Here is a 21490-nt window from a genome sequence, read left to right as displayed (position 1 = left end):
CACTGATGGATAAATTGTCCATACTTTAAATCTTGATGCAGATAAAATCAAGCTTCCTACGTTAATGATAATCTTTTCTCCATTTTTAAATGTAAAATTCATTTTTTTCTTTCCAGTCAAACTGAGCTTGTTCTCCAAAAGGTTTTTCAGATTTAATAGCATTAGAATTACCTTTTGGTCTAAAATATTTTGCAAATTCTTCATGATTCAAAATGTAATAATTAAAATTATTTCTTGTACAATTCAATCCATGTTCTCTTTGCAAGTATCTGAAAAGATGATCCTTATAGTAGAATACCTGTTTTGAATCTTCAGATAGTAGTTCTTCTATGATCTTGTAGTGCCTGTCTATTACAGATTTTTTCTTTTTTCTCTCCTTTTTATCACCTCCTAAATAATATTTCTTGGCAGTCCTTCTATCAATTCCTAAATTTCTTGCTATCTCACTGAAATTTGGTTTGTCCAAGTTATTTGCCTCCACAATCATTCTAAGTTTCTTTAAATCTTCTACTGAATTAATTTCAATGTCCATTACTAATTTATATTTCATTTTTAATTACCCAATAAAATTGTATATTTTTATTGGATTTTGTACATAGTTATTTTTGCACTTTTGTACATTATTATTTTAGCATTTATAAATGATTATTGGGGTAGGTAGCCAATAATAAAAAAGTGGAGATTATCGACTGAATATTTATGATATAATTTATATTACATAATATTTTAAATAGTAGGTGAGATTATGGATGATTTGTTAAGGAGAAGTATTAATGTTTTTTTAGAACAGGCAGAAGAAATGTGTAATATAAACTTTGCCTATATTTTTGGTTCCTATGCAAGAGGAGAAGAAAATATTAATAGTGATATAGATATAGCCATTATGCCTATGGAATTAAATATGGATAAAATGTCGGAATTATTTATAAGAGGAAATTTAATAGAATTGGGCAAACATATATTTAAAAAGGATGTGGATATAGTATTTCTAAATATAGATTCCGTATTTTTAAAATACAAGATTATACAAGAGGGTATAGTTATCAAGGATAGTAAAGAAAGAACAGCTTTTGAATCCATAGCATTAAGAGAGTATTTTGATTTTAAATATTATAGTGACTATTATAATGAGCGAATGTTAATTTAAGGCAAGTAAGGATAGGGGGAGATAATCGTGGTTGAAAGAGAAATTATTTTAACTAGAATAAGTAAATTAGATGAATACATTAAATATTTATATGAAGTTGGTAAATATTCTAAAGATGAATATTTAAACAATTTAATGATTTATGGTTCTGCTGAAAGATTTTTGCACCTAGCTATAGAATGTGTAATAGACATCGGGAATCATATAATCGCCGATATGGGATTTAGAAAACCTGAAAGCAATAGAGAAATATTTATTATCTTATTCGAAAACAAAATAATAGATAATAATTTGAAAGCAAACTTATGCAATATGGCAGGCTTTAGAAATATATTGGTACATGATTACATAGATTTAGATAGAGAAATAGCATACGATATACTAAAAAACAATTTAAAAGATATGGAAGATTTTAGGGATATTGTTTTGAATTATGTATAAGATTTAAGAGGTGCTTATATGTCTATTAAACTAGATCTATATAAAATTTTTTGTGAAGTAGCCAAATTCGGAAGTTTTTCTAAAGCGGCAAAATCCCTTTATATGACCCAACCAGCTGTCAGTCAAGCCATTATGCAGCTAGAAAGTGAATTAGAAATACGCTTATTTACACGAACACCAAGGGGAGTAGTTCTTACCAATGAAGGAGAAATCTTATTTGAATATGCAAACTCAGCTATTAATCTAATTAATGTAGGGGAAAAGAAAATAATAGAATCAAAAAACCTTATGGCTGGAGAGTTAAGGATAGGAGTTGGAGATACTATATCACGTTATTTTTTGCTACCTTTCTTAGAGGAATTTCATTCTAAATATCCAAAAATAAAACTAAAGGTAATAAATCGTACAACTTTAGAACTTACTGATTTATTAAAATCAGGGGAAGTTGATGTGGCTATTTGTAATTTACCAGTTAAGGATTCTACATTGGAGATAATGGAATTAATGGATATTCATGATATATTTGTCTGTGGAGAAAAGTATAAGGATAGGATTTCTATACCTTTAAGTTTTAATGAAATAGCTGACTTACCACTAATATTACTTGAACCTAAATCGAATTCAAGACTATATGTGGAAAAATATATACTATCAAAAGGAGTTAAAATAGAGCCAGAAATTGAACTAGGTTCCCATGATTTATTATTAGAATTTGCAAGAATTAATCTAGGTATATCTTGTGTTGTCAAAGAGTTTTCCAAGGAATACTTAAAAAATAAATTGATATATGAAGTAAAGTTGTGTGAGGAAATACCTAAAAGAGCTATTGGAGTTTGTTTCTTAAAAACCGTGTCCCTATCTTCAGCTGCAACAAAATTTGTTCAAGATTTAGAAATAGAAATAGATAAAGGTATATAGAAATTGAATAAGCTATTAAAACATAGAGTAATATTGATAAAGATATATAATTATACTAGATATTAATCTTCCCGATGGCAGTGGTTTTGATTTATGTAAAATATGGAGAGGAAAAACAATAGCACCTATTATATTTCTAACTGCAAAGGATATGGAAAGTGATATGCTAAAGGGTTACGAATTGGGAGCAGAGGATTATATTACGAAACCATTTCATGTAAGTGTATTTCTTAAGAAAGTAGAGGTTTTATTAAGAAAAACTAGTACAAAGAATATAGAGCATATTTATAATGATGGAAATTTGTTTTTAAACTTTACCAAACGTACTGCTATGTTACTATTATAGGAGAAGGTTCTACTTTTTCTGTTTTTTGCCTAATGATTTATAAAGATTATTCACAATACCAATTCTAATAAAAATATTAGAATTGGTATTGTTTTATTAATTAAAAGATACTTTTTGTTATATTTTTGTTAGATTTACTTGATTATTATTATGGTACCTATGGTAGTTTCAGGTATTTTAGTAAGGTTATTTCAGAAGGAAAGTTTGGTTTCAAGGCTACGTTATGGAGAATGATTTTTACTACTTGACACGTACTACGCGTGGCGATATAATAATAACAAGTACTACGCATGACGTAATAAGGGGGAGGAAAATGAAGAAAGAAATTAAAGAAGGACCTTTGACTGAGACGGCTTTTCTAATTTTATTGGCAATGTATAAGCCAAATCATGGTTATGGAGTGATGCAATTTGTAGAGGAAAAAACAAAAGGAAGGGTAGTCTTTGGACCAGGAACACTTTATGGAGCAATTAATAATTTAGCAAAGAAAAAGTGGATAGAGCCTTGTCCAGTAGATCCTGAAGAAAGGAAAAAGGATTATATAATAACTGAATTAGGGCGTGCTCAGGTAGAACTGGAGATGAATAGGTTAGAGGAAATATATAATATAGCTATTGAAACAGTGAAAGGTGGTGCCAAGGATGAGAAGGATATTTAAATTATTTCTAAATCCAATGGCTAGTCAAGAGAATTGGCTGAAACAAATGGCAGGTAAAGGATACCGGCTAGTTGATGTAGGAAGATTTTTTTATACTTTTGAAAATTGTAAATCAAATGAATACCAATATGTCATTGATTATGTGGGGAATAAAAGTTATAAAGAGTTAAAAGAGTATCAACAGTTTTTGGAAGAGATAGGGATTAAATATTATGAAAAGCCAATAAACATTGGACAATTTTCATGGGGGAAGGCAAGATTTCGTCCCTTTACAAATTCAGGTGGTAGGATTGCTACATCAAAAGGAATGATTAATAAAGAACTATTAATATTAGAGAAGAAAAATGATGGGAAGACCTTTGAAATATATTCCAATATTGAGGATAAGATTTATAGACTAAAGGAGATAAGAAAGCCATTGATATATGGTGAGATTTTTATTTTATTCTTTGGGATGATGACGGTTTTTATCAAAAAACCAATATTTGAATTTACTCTATGGAGTATTGGAGGCAGTAGCGTTAAAAATAATCATCTGTTATTAGGACTATTAGGGATAGCATTTATATATTTAACTGTGAAATTAGTTGGGATCAATAAAGGTATAAAAGATTTAAGAGAGAAAGGCCAGCTTAATGAGTAAAAGATTTGGCATTTCTAGATTACTGGTTATTATGATATTGATATTAGTAATGGCTACTGGGTGTAAAAAGTTTGATTTAAATTATGAAGGAAATGTAAAATTAATATAATAGGGATGACCATGAAGGAGATGTTACAATGAATTGGAAATAAAACCATTGGTTTTATTTCCCTTGTATATCTCTGATATTCTTAAGTAAAATAGATATAGTTCCATCCGGGTTATTTAAAAACTCTATCTTATTTCCATCAGTTAAATAAGATGTAGGCACTTTTATTTCTATTCCATCATCGGTTACTAATTTTTGAGTTCTGGGAAGCTTTTTATCTAGGTTTTCATTTACTTCTATGATTTTTTCTGTCAATCCCCTTTTTTCCATTTCTTCTTCATATACATTTTGAAGTTCATAATTGTTTTTAAATGCTTTTGACTTAACATGCTCTATATCTATGGAACCGCTATCCTCTACACTTTCTACCAAGGCACTTTTTACTTCTGCCATCTTTTTTATATCATTTTCATAATAATCCTTTATTATCTTCTTGGAGACTTTATTTACAATATCTATTTTTTCTTTATCTGATAGAACACTATTTGACTTTAATAGATATTTAGATATATAGAATTCCTTTTCACCATCTATTTCATATTTTTGTTCTTTTAATAGTATAGAGTAATCATTTAAATTGACTATTATACATTCATCTATTTTTTGATTTTCATTAGGCAAGGTTGTTTGTTGCTTTATTACAGTATTAATCCTTGTATTTTCAGATTCATTTACATAATGAATATAGGAAGGTTTATAATTTAGTATAAAAAATCCTAAGTATTTTTCTCCATCTTTATAAAATAGTGAACAGATTAAATCACAAGGAGGTATAGTAGTGTTTACAACCATTATATTATACATTAATTGAGCAAATTCTTTTGTCTTTTCTACAAAGTTAGAACTATTTTCCGAAATAGCTATACATAAGTCTTTTACTGTATTTTTTGGACTATTAAAGGAAGCTTTCTTAATATTAATATCACAAAAAATTTTTTCTATATGAGTTATAATAAATTCCATTATATCTCCACTATAGGGATGTTCTTTTTCCGATAACACAGGCATACCTACAGAATTGTCTAGAATATGAAGTATCATTTTTTCAATCTTTATTCCATTCATTAAAATCTCTCCTTTTGTAGATTAATATATTAATTATAGTCTTTTGGGGGCAGTACAGAATCGTCCCTTTTGTCCCGTTATTCATCTACCCCATACTTCATCTTGTAATAATAGATAGCCAGTTGAGTCCTATCCCTTAAGGATAGCTTATCTAGCATATTGGAAATATAGTTTCTAATAGTACCTTCACTTAAAAATAGTTTTTCTGCAATTTCTCTATTGTTTAACCCTTCTGCTACCAAAAGTAAAATATTAAATTCTCTATCGGTCAGTTCTACATCTATATTATCTTTTTTAGAATATTTTTTTATATTAGATACGATCTTTGAATCAAAGACCAAATTTCCAGAGTAGATTGCATTGATAGCGGGAATAATTCCCTTGATATTTTGCTTTAATATATAACCTTTACAGCCTAAAGAAAGGGCTGCACCAATATATTCATCATCCTGGAAGGTGGTAATCAATAGTATTTTAGCCTTTGGATCTATTTTTAATATTTTTTTAGTTGCATCTATGCCATTTAATTTTTCCATTCTTATATCCATAAGAATTAAATCAGGCCGATGTTTATCATAAAGTTCTACAGCTTGATGACCATCATAACCTACAGCCAATATTTCTATTCCGTTAGCATCTATAATGGTCTTTAAGGATTCTACCACTAGAGGATCATCATCTATAATTATAATATTCATATATATTATCCTTTCATTAAAGTTAGATGAATTTTGAAGCCTTCATCAAATGTATAATTTACAAGGCCATTGTATTTATAGGCTATTTCTTTAATAGAAATAAGTCCAATGCCTTTATTAGAAAGTAGAGCCTCTTCATTAAAGTTACTTCCATTATCTTTTATTATTATTGTATAAAATTTTGGTTGGTCTAGTAAAGTTATCTTTAATTTTGTAGCATTAGAATGTTTAACACAATTGGTAATGCCTTCCCTTATAACTGATAGAATATCGAATTTTAAATCATAGCTTAAGTCATTTTCTACTCTATATATGAGTTCTACATCAATAGCAGGGGTTTGACTAGATAATTTTTCAATCTGATTTTTCAAATCCAAGGATTCATTATATAGATTATGGATGCTCTTTCTAATATCTTCCATTCCATTTTTTAAAGTATCCTGGAGAATATCTAATCTTTTTAATATCTTGTCTTCAGTAGATATAACTTTTAAAGCTTCTACCTGTAATATACTACTACTTATTCCATGACCTATTGAATCATGAAGCTCTCTTGCAATCCTATTTCTCTCTGTAAGTATGGCAATTTGAATATTCTTTTCCCTATCTATTTTCAGTTGTTCATTATATTTTTCCAAGTAAAGAGTGTCTTCTTTTAATTCATCTCGTACTGTCTTATTTTCATCTAAGATAATATTATGTTTTTTTGTCATAGCTGCAATATGAACTGAGACAATTGAGACAAAAAAGTTCATTGGGGAAAAATTCATTAGCATTAAAGGCAAAGTAAATAAGATATATAAGCCAAAATCAATATACATATTATATAAAATTAGAGGTAAATAAAATACAAATAAAGTATTGGGAAAACACAGTATTAAAAATGAAATGTAGACAATTATTTTTACTCTTTTTTTATCGAATAAATCTAAAGCTAGAGAAAAGATAATATTTATAAGAAAATAAAAAGCTAAATTTTCATTAGGATTGATATTGTACGTATTATATAAACAGAATAATGCAACTAAAGATTTTTCCCAAAGTTTTCTCATTTTAGTTCCCCCTACAGAATTGAAAGACTACTAAATATATTTAGTATTTTAATTATACTAATATTTGCTAACAAATACAATTTCAGTTATGACAAATGTCATATGAAATCATAACTTTATACACTACAATAGGAGGTTTCTAAACTATATAATGGTCTTACAATGATATATGGGAGTGATGTAGATGATAGTAAAGGTGAATAATTTAGTAAAGAGATATAAGGAATTAATTGCCCTTGATCATTTCAATATGGAAGTAGAAGAAGGAGAAATTATAGGGCTTTTAGGGCCTAATGGTTGCGGGAAGACCACAGCTATAAATTGCATATTGTCTTTACTAAGTTTTGATAAAGGGGAGATAGAGGTTTTTGGTAAAAAGATGACACCTAACTCCTATGATATAAAGCAACAAATAGGATTAGTACCTCAAGAAGTTTCTGTTTTTGACAATTTAACGGTAAGAGAAAACATAGATTATTTTTGTGGATTATATGTAGATAATAATAATTTAAGAAAACAATATGTAGATGAAGCCATAGAATTTGTGGGGCTAAAGGACTTTATTAAATTTTATCCTAAAAAATTAAGTGGTGGTTTAAAGAGAAGATTGAATATCGCCTGTGGAATTGCTCATAAGCCCAAGCTAATCTTTTTAGATGAGCCTACTGTTGCAGTGGATGCTCAAAGTAGAAACTTTATTCTAAATGGAATAAAGAAATTAAATAAGGAAGGTAGTACTATTATATATACAACCCATTATTTAGAAGAGGTAGAAATGCTATGTAAGAGGATTATTATTATGGATAATGGTAAGGATTTGGTTTCAGGGACAAAAGAGGAACTAAAGGCTATGATAACCACTTCAGAAAAGATAATAGTTGGATTTTCCACTGTTCAAGATGAAGTAATAGAAAAGATGAAGAATATACCTCATGTAATCGATATAGAAAAAGATGGAGAAGACTATATTATAAAATTTGAAAATGGGTTTAATAATTTAACCAATCTTTTAGATTTTATAAAGAAAAAGGACCTAACTTATACCAAGCTTCATAGCCAATTACCTACATTGAATGATGTGTTTTTAGAGTTGACAGGAAAGGAGCTTAGGGATTAATATGAGAAATCTATTTAGAAATTGTTTATATCAAGGGAAAAATTTATTTAGAGATTTTGGATTTTCATTTTGGAGCTTAGCATATCCACTAATTTTATCTGTTTTTTTCTATCTTTCTTTTAGTGGCATGATGAATATAGAGTTAGAGAATATAAATTTAGGGATAGAAAAAGGAAACAGAATCGGATATATATTAGAGGAAATTGAAATATTAAATATTCATAATATTTCTCAAGACCAGGCTATAGAAAAGTTGAACAATGATGAAATTCATGGTTTTATAGATGAGGACTTAAATCTAATGGTAAAAAAATCTGGCATAAATCAAACCATAATAAAAGAAATAATTGAGCAAATAAAGCAGATGGAAAGATTAAATAGGCCTATTGGAAATTATGATTTTGAGGTGGATTATATATTGGATAGAAATCAGAATGCAAATCCAATAATTGTGACTTTTTATTCATTAATTGCTATGGTTTCTACCTATGGGGTTTTTGCTGGAATTGTAACTGTTATCTTAATTCAAGCAAATTTAACTGATATAGGGGCTAGGCTTAGTATTACCCCATTAAAAAAATATAACTTTTTAATAGCAGGATTCATAGTGGCATTAACACTAAATTTATTTGCCAATGGGGTGTTGTTTATCTTTATTAAATATGCTTTAAAGATACAATTATTTAATGAGATTAAGTATAGTAGTATTTTTGTAATATTAGGTAATGTGTTTGGAACTGCCCTTGGAATATTTATTGGTGCTTCCAATAAAAGAAGCCATAATGTAAAAACTTTAATGGCCGTAGCAACTACCTTAATTTTATCATTTTTATCAGGAATGATGGGCCCCCATATCAAGGTAATGTTGGATAAAAATATTCCTATTTTAGGTAGGATAAATCCAATTTCCATTATTAGTAATAATCTATATAGGATAAATTTATTGGGAAATACCAAAAGTGTTAAGGAAGGAATTTTAATTTTATCCTTATATTCCATACTATTAGTTTTCTCATCCTATATGTTTTTAAGGAGGCGAAACTATGACAGTATATAAGTATTTTATTAAAATAGCCTTGAGAAATAAATGGGCAATTTTATCTTATACTATAGTATTTTTTGTTTTATCAATAATAAATGGTTCTAATCCAACAAGGGGAGAAACCAGTTTTGTAGAAGCTAAGTTAGATATTGGAATAATAGATAATAGCAATAGCCAATTATCCAATAGCTTAAAGGATTATTTAGGAGATAAGAATCATATAGTAGATGTTGGTCAAGATGAGGAGTCTATAAAAGAACAAATCTTCTTGGAAGCAGCAGATGCTATAATAGTAATACCTAAGGATTTTGATGAAAAGGTAATAAATAAAGGGAAGTCTGTTGAAGTTTATAGAGATGATAGGAAGGTTGAATCCATACAAATTGAAACTCAACTTAATAAATTCTTTGTCTTTCTTAATGCGACTTACAAGGATGGTAAGTTTGACTTGGATGGTATAAGTACAGCATTAAATGAGAAAATCCATGTAGAATTAATCAAAGATGGTGGGAAAGCAAGGAATTATCATGTTAGTGAATGGTTTAGATTTTATTTCAACTTTACAGGTTATGTAATCATAGCCACCTATATTGCAGTAATGGGTTTAGTGATGGCAGATTTTACAGATTATAATATTGAAAATAGAAGAAAAATATCCTCAAAGAAGTTTTTAAAATTTAATAGTGAGATATATTTGGGACAATTGTCATTAGCTAGTATTATTACATTAATCTTTATTTTGGGAAGCATTGTTTTAAGAGGCAAATATATTGGAGAAGTAAATTTTGGTATATATATTGTTAACATTATGTTTTTTTCATTTTCCATTCTATGCCTTACATTTTTAATTAATAATATAACTAGGAACAAATTTGTAATAAATGCTTTATCTACAGTATTGTCTTTAGGTACTGCATTTATATCAGGTGTAATGGTACCTCAACAGTTTTTAGGCAAGAAGGTTTTAACCATAGCCAAGTTTTTTCCAACCTATTATTTTGTAAGAGTAAACGATATGCAAGCTAGTTCATTTTCAGATATAAGGTATGAAATTTTTATGCAATTATTATTTGCTATAGCTTTTCTCTTTATGGGGCTATATTTCTCTAAAACAGCACAAAAGGTTTAACTTTAGATGAAAAGTATTTATAATGAGCTTTTTCAATTTGTTTTTTTATAATACTATGCTTATAATATATAAAAGGATATTTAGCTAGTAAAGAAGGTGAAGCATATGTCTAAAATAAAGACCAATGCCATGCGAATCTTGGATACCCATAATATAGAATATAATATAATCACTTATGATAAAAAGGATGGAAAGGTAGATGGAGTCTCCGTAGCCAAAAAAATTGGCAAAGATCCTGAGAAAGTATTTAAGACTTTAGTAGCCCAAGGAAGTAGTGGAGAATTGTATGTATTTATAATCCCTGTGGCAAAAGAATTGGATCTAAAGAAGGCTGCAAAGGTTTCTGGGGAAAAGAAGATAGAAATGTTACCGGTTAAGGATATAACTAAGTATACTGGATATATGCGGGGAGGTTGTTCACCAATTGGTATGAAAAAAATTTATCCTACCTTCATTGATGAATCTTCCCTTAGTCTAGATTCTATAATAGTCAGTGGAGGGAAGATAGGGGTTCAAATAGAGATGAATATAGAGAGTTTGCAGAGCGTGACTAATGCAATATCCGGGAAGTTGGTAAAAGAATAGGAAAACTAATAAAGTAGTCTATTTTTTAAAAAATAGACTACTTTATTTTTAATATTCATTTAAATGGGTATTTGAATACTAGATAATCGAAATAATATAGATAAGTAGGAAGTAGAGAGGAGATATATAAATTGGATTATTATAAACAAATAAATGAGATAGTAGAGTATTTTAGAAGTCATGAAAAAACTGAAGAGGATTTTAAAATAGGAATAGAATTTGAACATTTTGTAATAGATAAGGATACTTTAAAAACTGTATCTTATTACGGAAAAGAAGGCGTGGAAGAAACTTTAAAGGACTTAGAAGCTCAAGGATGGGAAGGTAGTTATGAAGGAGATTATTTATTAGGTCTCAGCAATAAGGATAAAGTAATAACCCTTGAACCAGGAAGCCAATTGGAGTTTAGTGTAAAACCTCAGAAAAATATTAGAGATATAGAAAAAGAGTATATGGAGTTTCTAGAGGAAATAATACCTATTTTAGATAGGAAAAACCAAGGGTTGATTGCTATTGGATATCATCCAGAAACTAAAATTAATGAAATAAAGATCCTACCTAAGCAACGATATAGTTATATGTTCGAATACTTTAAGGATAAAGGAATCCATGCCCATAATATGATGAAAGGCACTGCTTCATTACAGATAGCCATTGATTTTAAATCAGAAGAAGACTATATTAAAAAGTTTAGAATAGCCAATGCTTTATCACCAGTATTATATGCCATGTTTGACAATGGATTTTATTTTGAAGGAGAAAGGTGGAATAAACATAATTTAAGGGCTTATATTTGGGAAAATTGCGATAAAGATAGATCAGGAGTAGTGAATGAAGCTTTTGATGATGATTTTGGATATAAAAAATATGCGGAGTATATTTTAAACGGGCCACCAATCTTTATAGATAATGGAGAAAAGATGTATTCTACAGGAGATAAATTAGTTAAAGAAATATTTGATCCTGAAAACTATACTATTGAAGAATTAGAACATATATTAACCATGTTCTTTCCAGACGTAAGGACTAAAAAATATATAGAAATACGTATGATAGATGCTATACCTTATCCTTTAAACTTAACAGCAGTTGCTTTAATAAAAGGTATTTTATATGATGAGGAAAACTTAAATAAGATTTATGAATATATTGAAGATATAAATGCTGTCGATATTGAAAAAATTAAAACTAGCATTTTTAACAAAGGTATAAATGGCGAATTTAAAGATAAATCTATATACGAAATTTGTAGGATGATTGTGGAAATGGCAAAGACTAGCTTGAGTTTAGATGAAAAGAAATATATTTTACCTTTGGAGAAAATGGTCAATGACATAAAGAATCCTTATGAAATCATAAAAGAAAGGGAGCACCTAGGGAAAAAAGAAGCAATAAATTGGTGCATATTAAATTATTTAGCGAAGGAGAATAGAAATGGATGGGTTAAGTTTAACTAGAGAATATATAAATATAATCAAGGAGAATCCTGAAAGATATTATAAAGATTATATAAAAACAGTAGAGAAAGTAAAAAACTCGAACGCAAAATATAAGGGCAAACCAATCCCTTTTCTATATCAGCCAATGTTCGTTACTGAAGAGGATATAGAAACTTTTAACATAATAGGGAAAACTTTAATATCTATAGCTAATAAGGTAACAAAAAAATATTTAGAATCACCTAAATATAGAAAGAAATTTAAATACCCAAAGTTACTAGAAGAGCTTATATTGGTAGACCCAGGTTATGATATAAATATCCCTATAGGAAGGTTTGACCTTTTCTATGGGGGGAAAGATAGGTTTAAGTTTATAGAGGTGAATACAGATGGCACCTCTGGTATGAATGAAGACAATATTTTTTCCAATATACTTTTAGAGACTAAATCCATGGAAACAATGAAAGAAAAATATAATATTTCCTATTTTGAGCTAATCAATAGTTGGGTTGATGAAAGCTTAAAAATATATAGTGAATTTAATAAAAAAGTGGATAAACCCAATATAGCCATTGTTGATTTCACAGAAACTGGAATAACTGCTGAGTTTGAAACATTTAAAAATGCCTATATTGCAAAAGGATATAATGCGATAATTGCAGATCCAAGGGATCTAAGATATAAAGATGGAAAATTGTATTATGAAAATATGAGAATAGACCTTATCTATAGAAGGATAGTAACTGTAGAATTTATTGAGAAGGCGGAGGAAATATCTGATTTAATAGAAGCTTATAAAGACGGTGTTGTATGTGTAATAGGTTCTTTAAGGTCTCAGATAATGCACAATAAGATTATATTTAAAATATTACATGATAAAGAGACCTTATCCTTTCTATCAGAAGAAGAAAGACAACTTGTAAAAAATCATATACCTATTACGGAAGAATTTGGTGGAGATGAAAGGATATTTGAAAAAGTTTTAAAGAATAAAGATCAATACATAATAAAACCAATAGATTCCTTTGCTTCTCAAGGTGTTAATGCTGGTAGAGATTTTTCTTATGAGAAATGGGAAGAAGTATTGACTAAATGTTGGAACAAAGATTATCTTTTTCAAGAATTTATAGATCCTTATACTAGACCCTTTGTTCAATTTGAAGATGGAGAACTAAAAGTTAGAGATTTTAAGCTTAATATAGGTGTATATATGTATAATGGGAGGTTTGCAGGAGTTTATACTAGAATAAGTAGAGAGAATATTATATTTGGAAGAGAAGGATATTTTAGTATACCTAGTATGCTAATAAGATAGCGATATAATAGAATAAAAGAGATTAATAATTAAAAAACAGCAGTTAATTTGTGCTGTTTTTTAATGGAGAGGTAGCAATCTATAAAATATTGTTAATATTTAGACAATATAAATATGAATTGCATTTTGAGAAAAGCAAAAATTATCGGAGTTTTTAAATAAAATTGAATTACTACATTTATTTTAATTATAAAAAAATTCTAATAAGTATTGAACAAATATAGTTTTTATGGTATTATTCATTTGTCAAATATTATATAAATATTTCTAATTGGAAACTGGATATTTAAGGTTTTAATCTCTTAAATTCATAGAGCATAGAATCTAAATAAATGAGTTGTGCCATAATATGTGAAAAAATAAACAAACTAATAATATTTTTTAATTTAGGGAGGTTAGAAACTATGATCAAAAATGCATTATCTCTTTTGTTATTAATTTCCACTGGAATCTATTTAATCTTTCAATCTATTATTACAAGTAATAATAATATTTTGATAGACTTTTCAATAATTGGAATATTATTGTTTTACTTAGTAGGGATTTATTCTCATATTAAGGAAATTAAATAAATAATACATAAGGGGTATATTGATATGAGTAAGGATTTAAAAGTATTGATTTCTGCTCTAGTTGGAACAGTTGCCACTTATTTCTTAAATATAACCTTAAATCTTAATCCTATGGTAGCTTCTGGATTAGTAGGCTTAGTCTCCTTTTTTATTCTACCTAAGGATTTAGCTCTAGTAGCATATACAGCATCTTTTGCAGGTATGTCTTCTTCTACGGTTTTGGTTAATTATACAATGGCTATTTTAGCTGGATTATTAGTAGGTATTATATTTATGCTAGTACAGGCTGTTTTTAACGGGTATGGAGGTAAACTAGGAACTATTGCTGCTTTGTCTGTATTAATTACTTCAGGAATTTTTAAATTGTTTTAAGGAGGCAGATATGTGGATAAGGTAATGGTTTTTAAAATATTTATTATGGTAATATTAGGAGGAGTTTCTACTTTCTATATAAATCACAAATTGAAAAAGGGTCCAGTATTTGCTTCTGCAATAGTGACCTTTTTTAGTGGTATAGTTTTACCATTTTTATTTAAGGATTTTGGTTTGACTATGGCTGCAGCCGCTGCCGCTGGCTCCTATATAGGAATGTCGGGAAAAGAGCAGATTCAAAATTTTATGGAAATTATAGTAGCATCTATTTTTTTAAGTACACTATTTGTTATCTCAAATGATGTTTTTATAGGGGTAGGAGGAAAACTTGGGACAATGGCTTGCATTTCAGTTATGGCATTATATGGTATAAAAACACTTTCTTGCAATATTATGTTTAAAGGGAATGGAAAGCTTAAGGATTTGGATATTAGAAACAATTAATGTTATTCATTCAAAATGTGAAAAGCTATAACAAATCGACCTAATTGCTAATGACATCAAGTAAAATTTAGGTCGATTTGTTATATTTTATCTTAGGTATTATTAACATTGACAAATATAAACAAATAAAATAACATTAAATTAATATTGCTTTAAGGTGCTTTTATAAAATACCATTCTTGTAAAATTAATATATTTAGCATAAAATTTTTCATTTCAATTATTTTAATATTTAAAATTTAATTTACTTCTTTATTATTATGGCAAAAAGGAGGGTTTTGTATGGAGTTTGCATTTGATTGGGAAGCAAACGAGGAAAAGATAAAGGATTTAAAAGTTTTTATGAAAGAAAACAAAAGAAAGAAGGGGGCATTAATGGCCGTACTTCATGAAGCTCAAAATTTATTTGGTTATCTTCCTATTGAGATTCAAAAGATGATTTCTGAAGAACTTAGAATCCCTCTATCTGAAATTTATGGAGTAGCTACTTTTTATTCTCAATTTTCCCTAATACCAAAAGGAGAATATAAAATAGGTGTATGTCTAGGTACTGCCTGCTATGTAAAAGGCTCTCAAGAAATACTAGATAAGGTAGAAGAGCTTTTAGGAATCAGTGTGGGACAAACTACATCAGATAGAAAATTTTCCATTGATGCAACTAGGTGTTTGGGAGCTTGTGGATTAGCACCAGTATTGACTGTGAACGAGGATGTATATGGCAAATTAAATCCTGATGATGTAAAAGAGATTATAGAGAAATATAGATAATCTGGAGGTGGAAACTTGAAAACCATAGGTGAATTAAATAGGATAAAGGAGAAAGCCTTAGAAAAGATAAGCTTAAGGCAAAAAGAACAGTCTAAAATATCTTTTGAACAAAAGGATATGGAGGCCCATCTGACTCATGTTTTAGTATGTGGTGGTACAGGCTGCCACTCATCTGAAGGGGATGAGATCAGAAAGCTATTAGAAGAAAAAGTTAAGGAAAGAGGATTGGACAATATTAAGGTAACATTAACTGGTTGTTTTGGTTTATGTGAAGCGGGTCCCAATATAGTTATCTATCCAGAAGGAATATTCTATAGTCATGTGAAGCTAGAAGATGTTGATGAAATAGTAGAAGAACATTTCCAAAAAGGACATATCGTAAAGAGATTATTATACCAAGGAGCTATTGAAGAAGAGGCTATTATGCCAGTAAGTGAGGTCAATTTTTATAAAAAGCAAACTAGAGTTGCTTTAAGAAACTGTGGACTTATAAATCCAGAAGATATAGATGAGTATATTGCCTTTGATGGATATCAAGCTTTGGCTAAGGTTATAACTGAAATGACTCAAGAGGAAGTTATTGAATTCGTAAAAGAATCTAATTTAAGGGGAAGAGGTGGAGCAGGATTTCCAACAGGGCGAAAATGGGAAACGGCTTTTAAATATCCAGCAGATCAAAAATATGTAATATGTAATGCAGATGAAGGGGATCCAGGTGCATTTATGGATAGATCTATCCTTGAAGGGGACCCACATTCCGTTCTAGAGGCTATGGCTATATGTGGCTATGCAATAGGTTCAGACCAAGGCTATATCTACGTAAGGGCAGAGTATCCAATAGCTGTACACAGATTAGAAGTGGCTATAGAGCAAGCTAAGGAAAATGGGTTACTAGGCAAAAACATTCTAGGAACTGATTTTAGTTTCGATATAGAGTTAAGGCTAGGTGCAGGAGCCTTTGTATGTGGAGAAGGAACGGCTTTAATGGAATCCATTGAAGGAAAAAGGGGAATGCCTAGAACTAAAATTCATAGGACTGCTCATAAAGGTCTATGGGGCAAACCAACTATAATAAACAATGTCGAAACCCTTGCGAATATTCCAGCTATATTTCAAAATGGAGTAGAATGGTTTAAAAACATCGGAACAAAAGATTCTCCAGGAACTAAAGTGTTTGCATTAGGAGGAAAGATTGAAAATACAGGCCTTATTGAAATCCCTATGGGAGTTACATTAAGGGATATAATATATGACATTGGTGGAGGTATTCCTAAAGGAAAAGAATTTAAGGCAATTCAAACAGGAGGACCTTCTGGTGGGTGCATACCTAAAGAATACATTGATACACCCGTTGACTTTGAATCATTAGCTGAGCTAGGCTCTATAATGGGTTCTGGTGGAATGGTAGTAATGGACGAAGATAATTGCATGGTAGACATTGCAAGATTTTTCTTAGACTTTACCGTTGAAGAATCCTGTGGTAAATGTGTACCATGTAGAGAAGGTACTAAAAGAATGTTAGAAATATTGGAGAAGATAACCAATGGAGAAGGAACACCTGAAGATTTAGATAGGCTTGAATCTCTATCTGAAACCATAACCAACGGATCTCTATGTGGTTTAGGGCAAACAGCTGCAAACCCAGTAATATCTACTATGAAATACTTCAGGGATGAATATGAAGCTCATGTATATGAGAAAAGATGTCCTGCAGGTTCATGTCAGGCCCTTTTACAATTCTTCATTACAGAGGATTGTATAGGTTGTACTAAATGTGCTAGAAACTGTCCTGTTTCATGTATTAGTGGCAAAGTAAAAGAGAGACATGTAATAAATACTGATGAATGTATTAAATGTGGCACATGTATGGAAGTTTGCCCGACTGGCGCTGTAATCAAGAGATAGAAATGGGAGGTTTATTATGGAAAATGTAACTCTTACTATAGATGGGAAAAAAGTAACTGTGCCTAAGGATTATTATGTCATTCAAGCGGCTAAAAAGGTAGGAATAGATATCCCTGCATTATGCTATGATCCTAATTTGGAGGTAGTTTCCGCTTGTAGGCTTTGTTTAGTGGAGATTGAGGGAAGAAAAAAATTAGAAACTTCCTGTTCTACTAAAGTAAAAGAAGGAATGGTAGTATATACGGAAAGTGAAAAGGTGGTAGCTATAAGAAAGGAAATCCTTCAATTGCTTTTAGACAACCATCCTAATGACTGTTTAACTTGTCAAAAAGCAGGAGAATGTTTACTACAACAATATGCTTATAGATACAATGTGAAATTTAGAGAACATGAGGGGGCAAGAAGACCTTATTATGTAGATACGTCAAGCCCTTATATTTTAAAAGATGATAGCAAATGTATACTTTGTGGCAAATGTGTCAGAACTTGCGCTCAAGTACACGATAGGAAAGTTCTATCCTTTGCAGGAAGAGGTTTTGATACTAGGATAGTTGCAGATGCAGATTTCTCTTTAGAAGAATCCACTTGTGTTTCCTGTAATAGGTGTGTAGTAGCATGTCCTGTAGGTGCCCTTATAGATAGAAGGGTTTTAGGAAAGACAAGAGTTTGGGATAGCGAAATAAAAAGTATAAAATGTAAAGCTTGTAATTATGGATGTAATTTTGAGGTATTATCTAAAAAAGGTAAAAATATTGCCGTTAGGGCAAAAGCTCCTTCTGAGGGAAGACCTTTATGTTTAAAGGGAAGACTTACCACTGAATTATTATATGTAGATGAACCAGAAACCCCTTATAAAAAGGAAAATGGAAGGTTCGTAGAAACTAGTTGGAAGGAAGCCTTAGAGCTAGATGGTGTATTCGAAAAATTATTGGAAGAAGAGAAAAGCAAGTAGGAGTTGAATAGAATGGCTGAAATAACCATAAATGGTAAGATGTATAATGTGGAAGACCATATTACAGTACTTGAAGCCTGTAGAAAAATAGGTATAGATATTCCGACTTTATGTTATGATGATAGGCTAGAACCTCATGCTGCTTGTAGATTATGTTTAGTTGAAGTAAAGGGAAAAGGGAAGCTTGAAACTTCCTGTTCCCTTAAGGTAAGAGATGGAATGGTTATAGAAACCCATAGTGAAAAAGTAATTAATGCAAGGAAGGATATATTAGATCTATTGTTTTCAAACCATCCAAATGATTGCCTTATCTGTGATAAATCGGGAGCATGTGATTTGCAAAATTATTGCTTTGAATATGGAGTGGAAATGGGGACTTATGAGGGAGACAAGAAGGATTACCCTATAGATTATTCCAATCATTTTTATACCTATGACCCTAATAAATGTATCTTATGTGGTAAATGTGTTAGGGTATGTTCTGAACTACAATGTACCGATGCTATTGGACTAGAAAACAGGGGCTTCCATACTAAGGTAGTCACCCCTTTCGATATGGGATTAGCTACTTCTAATTGCGTATCCTGTGGAAACTGTGTAGCAGCATGTCCAGTAGGAGCGCTAATGCCAAAGAGGAAGGAAAAGTTTAGACTTTGGGAAGTAAAAAAAGTAAAAACTACTTGTTCCTACTGTGGCGTAGGTTGCCAGATGGAATTGCTGGTAAAAGGAGATAGAGTTGTAGGTGTAGAACCAGCAAGAGGTAAGGCTAATAATGGATTACTTTGTGTTAAGGGAAGGTTTGGATATCCTTTTATTAATCATCCAGATAGATTAAAAAATCCACTTATAAAGAGGAATGGCAAGTTTGAAGAAGCCAGTTGGGATGAAGCATATAGATTAATCGTGAGCAAAGTGAAAGAAATAAAGGAAGAATATGGACCAGAAGCCTTTGCAGGCCTTACTTCCGCTAGATGTACTAATGAAGAAAACTATTTATTCCAGAAATTATTCAGAGCAGTAATAGGAACCAATAATGTAGACCATTGTGCCCGACTCTGACACTCTTCCACCGTTGCAGGTCTTGCAACAACATTAGGAAGTGGTGCTATGACTAATAGTATTGAAGAGATACTCAATACAGACGCTATATTTGTAATTGGTTCTAATACTACTGAAAACCATCCAGTAATAGGGACGGTTATGAAAAGAGCAATGAAAAATGGGGCAAAACTAATAGTAGCTGATCCAAGGAGGATTGAATTAGCAGACTATGCTGATGTATTTCTACAAATTAAGCCAGGAACTAATATAGCACTATTAAATGGAATGATGAATGTAATTTTAGATCGTGGTTTACAGGATAAGAAGTTTATTGAAGAAAGAACGGAGAATTTTGAAGAGTTTGAAAGGGTAATGAAACAATATACTCCAGATAGGGTTGCAGAAATATGTGGAGTAGATGAAGAAGATATTATAAAAGCAGCCCTTATATATGCAGAAGCAGAAAAAGCAGGAATTTATTATGCCATGGGAATAACCCAACATACTACGGGAACCCATTCTGTAATGAGTATATCTAATTTAAGCTTACTTTGCGGAAATATTGGAAAAGCCTCAGCAGGAGTAAATCCATTAAGAGGACAAAACAACGTTCAAGGTGCCTGTGATATGGGTGGACTTCCAGCTGATTTACCAGGATACCAAAAGGTATTTAAACCAGAAGTCCAAGAAAAGTTTGAAGAGATGTGGAATTCAAATATTCCAAATAAAGTAGGCCTGACCATACCGGAAATATTCGATGAAGCAGAAAAGGGAGATATTAAATTTATATATATAATGGGAGAAAACCCTATGGTATCTGACCCAGATATAAACCATGTAAGGAAAGCATTGACTAATTTAGACTTTTTGGTGGTACAGGACATATTCTTAACAGAAACAGCAGAATTAGCTGATGTAGTACTGCCTGCAGCATCCTTTGCAGAAAAAGATGGAACCTTTACCAATACGGAGAGAAGGGTTCAAAGGGTAAGAAAAGCCATAGAACCAGTAGGGAATGCTAAACCTGATTGGGAGATATTGATGGAGCTTATGAATGGACTAGGCTATAATAAAAAATATTTACATCCTTCTGAAATAATGGAGGAAATTAGAACTGTGGTACCTCAATATGGGGGAATTACCTATGATAGAATAGAGGAAGAAGGTATTCAATGGCCTTGCCCAGATGTAGAGCATCCAGGCACTAAATACCTTCACAAAGCAGCTATAGCTAGAGGTAAAGGGTTATTTATGGCTATCGACCACAGAGATAGTGCTGAACTGGCTGATTCCCAATACCCATTTATTTTTACTACAGGAAGGGTACTATACCATTATCATACAAGAACTATGACAGGACGAGTGGAAGGGTTAAACAAATTGTCATCTAAATCCTATGTAGAGATAAATGAAGTAACAGCTAATAAATTAGGCATTTCTCACGGTGAAAAAGTAAGATTGACTTCAAGGCGAGGTAGCATTACAACCTGGGCAAAGGTAACTGATATAATAGATGAAAATGTGCTATTTATGCCTTTCCATTTTGCTGAGGGTGCAGCTAACTATCTTACTAATACCGAACTGGATTCTATTGCAAAGATTCCAGAATTAAAGGTAGCTGCTGTTAGAATAGAGAAATTGGGGAGTTGAAATTATGTTTAGGGTTGGGATAATTACTGCTAGTGATAAAGGTTCTATAGGAGAAAGGGAAGACATTAGTGGAAAGACTATT

General features: G+C 30.6%; 23 protein-coding genes. 19 read left to right on the top strand and 4 right to left on the bottom strand.

The window, feature by feature from the left end; translation table 11 throughout:
- Positions 1 to 85: 85 nt before the first annotated feature.
- Positions 86 to 550: a hypothetical protein gene (locus C3E89_RS09265; protein ID WP_236912323.1), complete on the bottom strand. Its 465-nt coding sequence runs from the start codon at positions 548 to 550 to the stop codon at positions 86 to 88.
- A 195-nt stretch (positions 551 to 745) separates the two neighbouring features.
- Between C3E89_RS09265 and mntA the strand changes: the two genes are divergently transcribed.
- From mntA to C3E89_RS09235, 6 genes are all read left to right on the top strand, one after another.
- Positions 746 to 1147, top strand: a complete 402-nt coding sequence (gene mntA, locus C3E89_RS09260) for a type VII toxin-antitoxin system MntA family adenylyltransferase antitoxin (RefSeq protein ID WP_236912321.1) — start codon at positions 746 to 748, stop codon at positions 1145 to 1147.
- Positions 1148 to 1174: 27 nt separating this feature from the next.
- The gene (gene hepT / locus C3E89_RS09255; RefSeq protein WP_236912320.1) at positions 1175 to 1588 is read left to right on the top strand and encodes a type VII toxin-antitoxin system HepT family RNase toxin; all 414 of its coding nucleotides are present in this window, start codon (positions 1175 to 1177) and stop codon (positions 1586 to 1588) included.
- Between the two features lie 18 nt (positions 1589 to 1606).
- On the top strand, positions 1607 to 2506 hold the full coding sequence (locus tag C3E89_RS09250) for a LysR family transcriptional regulator (protein ID WP_236912318.1): 900 nt from the start codon (positions 1607 to 1609) through the stop codon (positions 2504 to 2506).
- 46 nt (positions 2507 to 2552) lie between these two features.
- Positions 2553 to 2852, top strand: coding sequence for a response regulator transcription factor (locus C3E89_RS09245; protein ID WP_336512969.1), 300 nt, complete (start codon positions 2553 to 2555; stop codon positions 2850 to 2852).
- Between the two features lie 313 nt (positions 2853 to 3165).
- Complete coding sequence (locus C3E89_RS09240; protein ID WP_040354084.1) at positions 3166 to 3510, top strand: PadR family transcriptional regulator; 345 nt, start codon at positions 3166 to 3168, stop codon at positions 3508 to 3510.
- Positions 3494 to 4153 carry a DUF2812 domain-containing protein gene (locus C3E89_RS09235; protein ID WP_236912316.1) on the top strand — a complete coding sequence of 220 codons (660 nt, stop codon included), beginning with the start codon at positions 3494 to 3496 and terminating at the stop codon, positions 4151 to 4153. Before C3E89_RS09240 ends, C3E89_RS09235 begins: the two co-directional genes overlap by 17 nt.
- A 163-nt stretch (positions 4154 to 4316) precedes the next feature.
- Here the strand turns inward: C3E89_RS09235 and C3E89_RS09230 are convergent, their stop codons facing one another.
- The 3 genes from C3E89_RS09230 to C3E89_RS09220 form a co-directional block, all read right to left on the bottom strand.
- The gene (locus C3E89_RS09230) at positions 4317 to 5327 is read right to left on the bottom strand and encodes a nucleoid-associated protein (protein WP_236912314.1); all 1011 of its coding nucleotides are present in this window, start codon (positions 5325 to 5327) and stop codon (positions 4317 to 4319) included.
- A 77-nt stretch (positions 5328 to 5404) separates the two neighbouring features.
- Positions 5405 to 6025 (bottom strand): response regulator transcription factor, encoded by a 621-nt coding sequence (locus C3E89_RS09225; protein ID WP_236912312.1) that lies wholly within the window; start codon positions 6023 to 6025, stop codon positions 5405 to 5407.
- 5 nt (positions 6026 to 6030) lie between these two features.
- Positions 6031 to 7077: a sensor histidine kinase gene (locus C3E89_RS09220; RefSeq protein ID WP_236912309.1), complete on the bottom strand. Its 1047-nt coding sequence runs from the start codon at positions 7075 to 7077 to the stop codon at positions 6031 to 6033.
- Between the two features lie 184 nt (positions 7078 to 7261).
- Here C3E89_RS09220 and C3E89_RS09215 point away from each other — a divergent pair, with 184 nt between their 5' ends.
- The 13 genes from C3E89_RS09215 to fdhF all read left to right on the top strand — a co-directional run bounded on the left by C3E89_RS09215 (position 7262) and on the right by fdhF (position 21408).
- Positions 7262 to 8194 carry an ABC transporter ATP-binding protein gene (locus C3E89_RS09215; protein ID WP_236912307.1) on the top strand — a complete coding sequence of 311 codons (933 nt, stop codon included), beginning with the start codon at positions 7262 to 7264 and terminating at the stop codon, positions 8192 to 8194.
- Between the two features lies 1 nt (position 8195).
- Positions 8196 to 9251, top strand: coding sequence for an ABC transporter permease (locus C3E89_RS09210; RefSeq protein ID WP_236912306.1), 1056 nt, complete (start codon positions 8196 to 8198; stop codon positions 9249 to 9251).
- Positions 9238 to 10365 carry an ABC transporter permease gene (locus C3E89_RS09205; RefSeq protein WP_236912303.1) on the top strand — a complete coding sequence of 376 codons (1128 nt, stop codon included), beginning with the start codon at positions 9238 to 9240 and terminating at the stop codon, positions 10363 to 10365. Before C3E89_RS09210 ends, C3E89_RS09205 begins: the two co-directional genes overlap by 14 nt.
- Before the next feature lie 105 nt (positions 10366 to 10470).
- Complete coding sequence (gene ybaK, locus C3E89_RS09200; protein WP_236912301.1) at positions 10471 to 10950, top strand: Cys-tRNA(Pro) deacylase; 480 nt, start codon at positions 10471 to 10473, stop codon at positions 10948 to 10950.
- Positions 10951 to 11081: 131 nt separating this feature from the next.
- Entirely contained in the window at positions 11082 to 12407 is a 1326-nt protein-coding gene (locus C3E89_RS09195; protein WP_236912299.1) for a glutamate--cysteine ligase, read from the top strand.
- Complete coding sequence (locus C3E89_RS09190; protein ID WP_236912298.1) at positions 12385 to 13704, top strand: circularly permuted type 2 ATP-grasp protein; 1320 nt, start codon at positions 12385 to 12387, stop codon at positions 13702 to 13704. Before C3E89_RS09195 ends, C3E89_RS09190 begins: the two co-directional genes overlap by 23 nt.
- A gap of 404 nt (positions 13705 to 14108) precedes the next feature.
- Positions 14109 to 14276, top strand: coding sequence for a hypothetical protein (locus tag C3E89_RS09185; RefSeq protein WP_236912296.1), 168 nt, complete (start codon positions 14109 to 14111; stop codon positions 14274 to 14276).
- Between the two features lie 24 nt (positions 14277 to 14300).
- Positions 14301 to 14648: a hypothetical protein gene (locus tag C3E89_RS09180; protein ID WP_236912295.1), complete on the top strand. Its 348-nt coding sequence runs from the start codon at positions 14301 to 14303 to the stop codon at positions 14646 to 14648.
- Positions 14649 to 14660: 12 nt separating this feature from the next.
- A complete protein-coding gene (locus tag C3E89_RS09175) occupies positions 14661 to 15092 on the top strand; it encodes a hypothetical protein (RefSeq protein ID WP_236912293.1) in 432 nt (143 codons plus the stop codon).
- A 342-nt stretch (positions 15093 to 15434) separates the two neighbouring features.
- On the top strand, positions 15435 to 15860 hold the full coding sequence (locus C3E89_RS09170) for an NADH-quinone oxidoreductase subunit NuoE family protein (RefSeq protein WP_442870614.1): 426 nt from the start codon (positions 15435 to 15437) through the stop codon (positions 15858 to 15860).
- Between the two features lie 117 nt (positions 15861 to 15977).
- Entirely contained in the window at positions 15978 to 17765 is a 1788-nt protein-coding gene (locus C3E89_RS09165) for an NADH-quinone oxidoreductase subunit NuoF (protein ID WP_236913462.1), read from the top strand.
- A gap of 16 nt (positions 17766 to 17781) precedes the next feature.
- Complete coding sequence (locus C3E89_RS09160; RefSeq protein ID WP_236912290.1) at positions 17782 to 18717, top strand: 2Fe-2S iron-sulfur cluster-binding protein; 936 nt, start codon at positions 17782 to 17784, stop codon at positions 18715 to 18717.
- A gap of 12 nt (positions 18718 to 18729) precedes the next feature.
- Positions 18730 to 21408 (top strand): formate dehydrogenase subunit alpha, encoded by a 2679-nt coding sequence (fdhF, locus tag C3E89_RS09155; protein WP_236912288.1) that lies wholly within the window; start codon positions 18730 to 18732, stop codon positions 21406 to 21408.
- Positions 21409 to 21490 lie beyond the last annotated feature (82 nt).

It is taken from the genome of Clostridium sp. Cult1 (assembly GCF_021655095.1).
GTDB lineage: Bacteria > Bacillota > Clostridia > Tissierellales > Tepidimicrobiaceae > Schnuerera.
This window is presented reverse-complemented; position numbering and strand designations above follow the sequence as displayed.

Coding starts and splice junctions, on each gene's coding strand:
- C3E89_RS09265 (WP_236912323.1), bottom strand. CDS start 550: ATGAAATATAAATTAGTAATGGACATTGAAATTAATTCAGTAGAAGAT.
- mntA (WP_236912321.1), top strand. CDS start 746: ATGGATGATTTGTTAAGGAGAAGTATTAATGTTTTTTTAGAACAGGCA.
- C3E89_RS09250 (WP_236912318.1), top strand. CDS start 1,607: ATGTCTATTAAACTAGATCTATATAAAATTTTTTGTGAAGTAGCCAAA.
- C3E89_RS09240 (WP_040354084.1), top strand. CDS start 3,166: ATGAAGAAAGAAATTAAAGAAGGACCTTTGACTGAGACGGCTTTTCTA.
- C3E89_RS09235 (WP_236912316.1), top strand. CDS start 3,494: ATGAGAAGGATATTTAAATTATTTCTAAATCCAATGGCTAGTCAAGAG.
- C3E89_RS09230 (WP_236912314.1), bottom strand. CDS start 5,327: ATGAATGGAATAAAGATTGAAAAAATGATACTTCATATTCTAGACAAT.
- C3E89_RS09225 (WP_236912312.1), bottom strand. CDS start 6,025: ATGAATATTATAATTATAGATGATGATCCTCTAGTGGTAGAATCCTTA.
- C3E89_RS09220 (WP_236912309.1), bottom strand. CDS start 7,077: ATGAGAAAACTTTGGGAAAAATCTTTAGTTGCATTATTCTGTTTATAT.
- C3E89_RS09215 (WP_236912307.1), top strand. CDS start 7,262: ATGATAGTAAAGGTGAATAATTTAGTAAAGAGATATAAGGAATTAATT.
- C3E89_RS09210 (WP_236912306.1), top strand. CDS start 8,196: ATGAGAAATCTATTTAGAAATTGTTTATATCAAGGGAAAAATTTATTT.
- C3E89_RS09205 (WP_236912303.1), top strand. CDS start 9,238: ATGACAGTATATAAGTATTTTATTAAAATAGCCTTGAGAAATAAATGG.
- ybaK (WP_236912301.1), top strand. CDS start 10,471: ATGTCTAAAATAAAGACCAATGCCATGCGAATCTTGGATACCCATAAT.
- C3E89_RS09190 (WP_236912298.1), top strand. CDS start 12,385: ATGGATGGGTTAAGTTTAACTAGAGAATATATAAATATAATCAAGGAG.
- C3E89_RS09185 (WP_236912296.1), top strand. CDS start 14,109: ATGATCAAAAATGCATTATCTCTTTTGTTATTAATTTCCACTGGAATC.
- C3E89_RS09180 (WP_236912295.1), top strand. CDS start 14,301: ATGAGTAAGGATTTAAAAGTATTGATTTCTGCTCTAGTTGGAACAGTT.
- C3E89_RS09170 (WP_442870614.1), top strand. CDS start 15,435: ATGAAAGAAAACAAAAGAAAGAAGGGGGCATTAATGGCCGTACTTCAT.
- C3E89_RS09165 (WP_236913462.1), top strand. CDS start 15,978: ATGGAGGCCCATCTGACTCATGTTTTAGTATGTGGTGGTACAGGCTGC.
- C3E89_RS09160 (WP_236912290.1), top strand. CDS start 17,782: ATGGAAAATGTAACTCTTACTATAGATGGGAAAAAAGTAACTGTGCCT.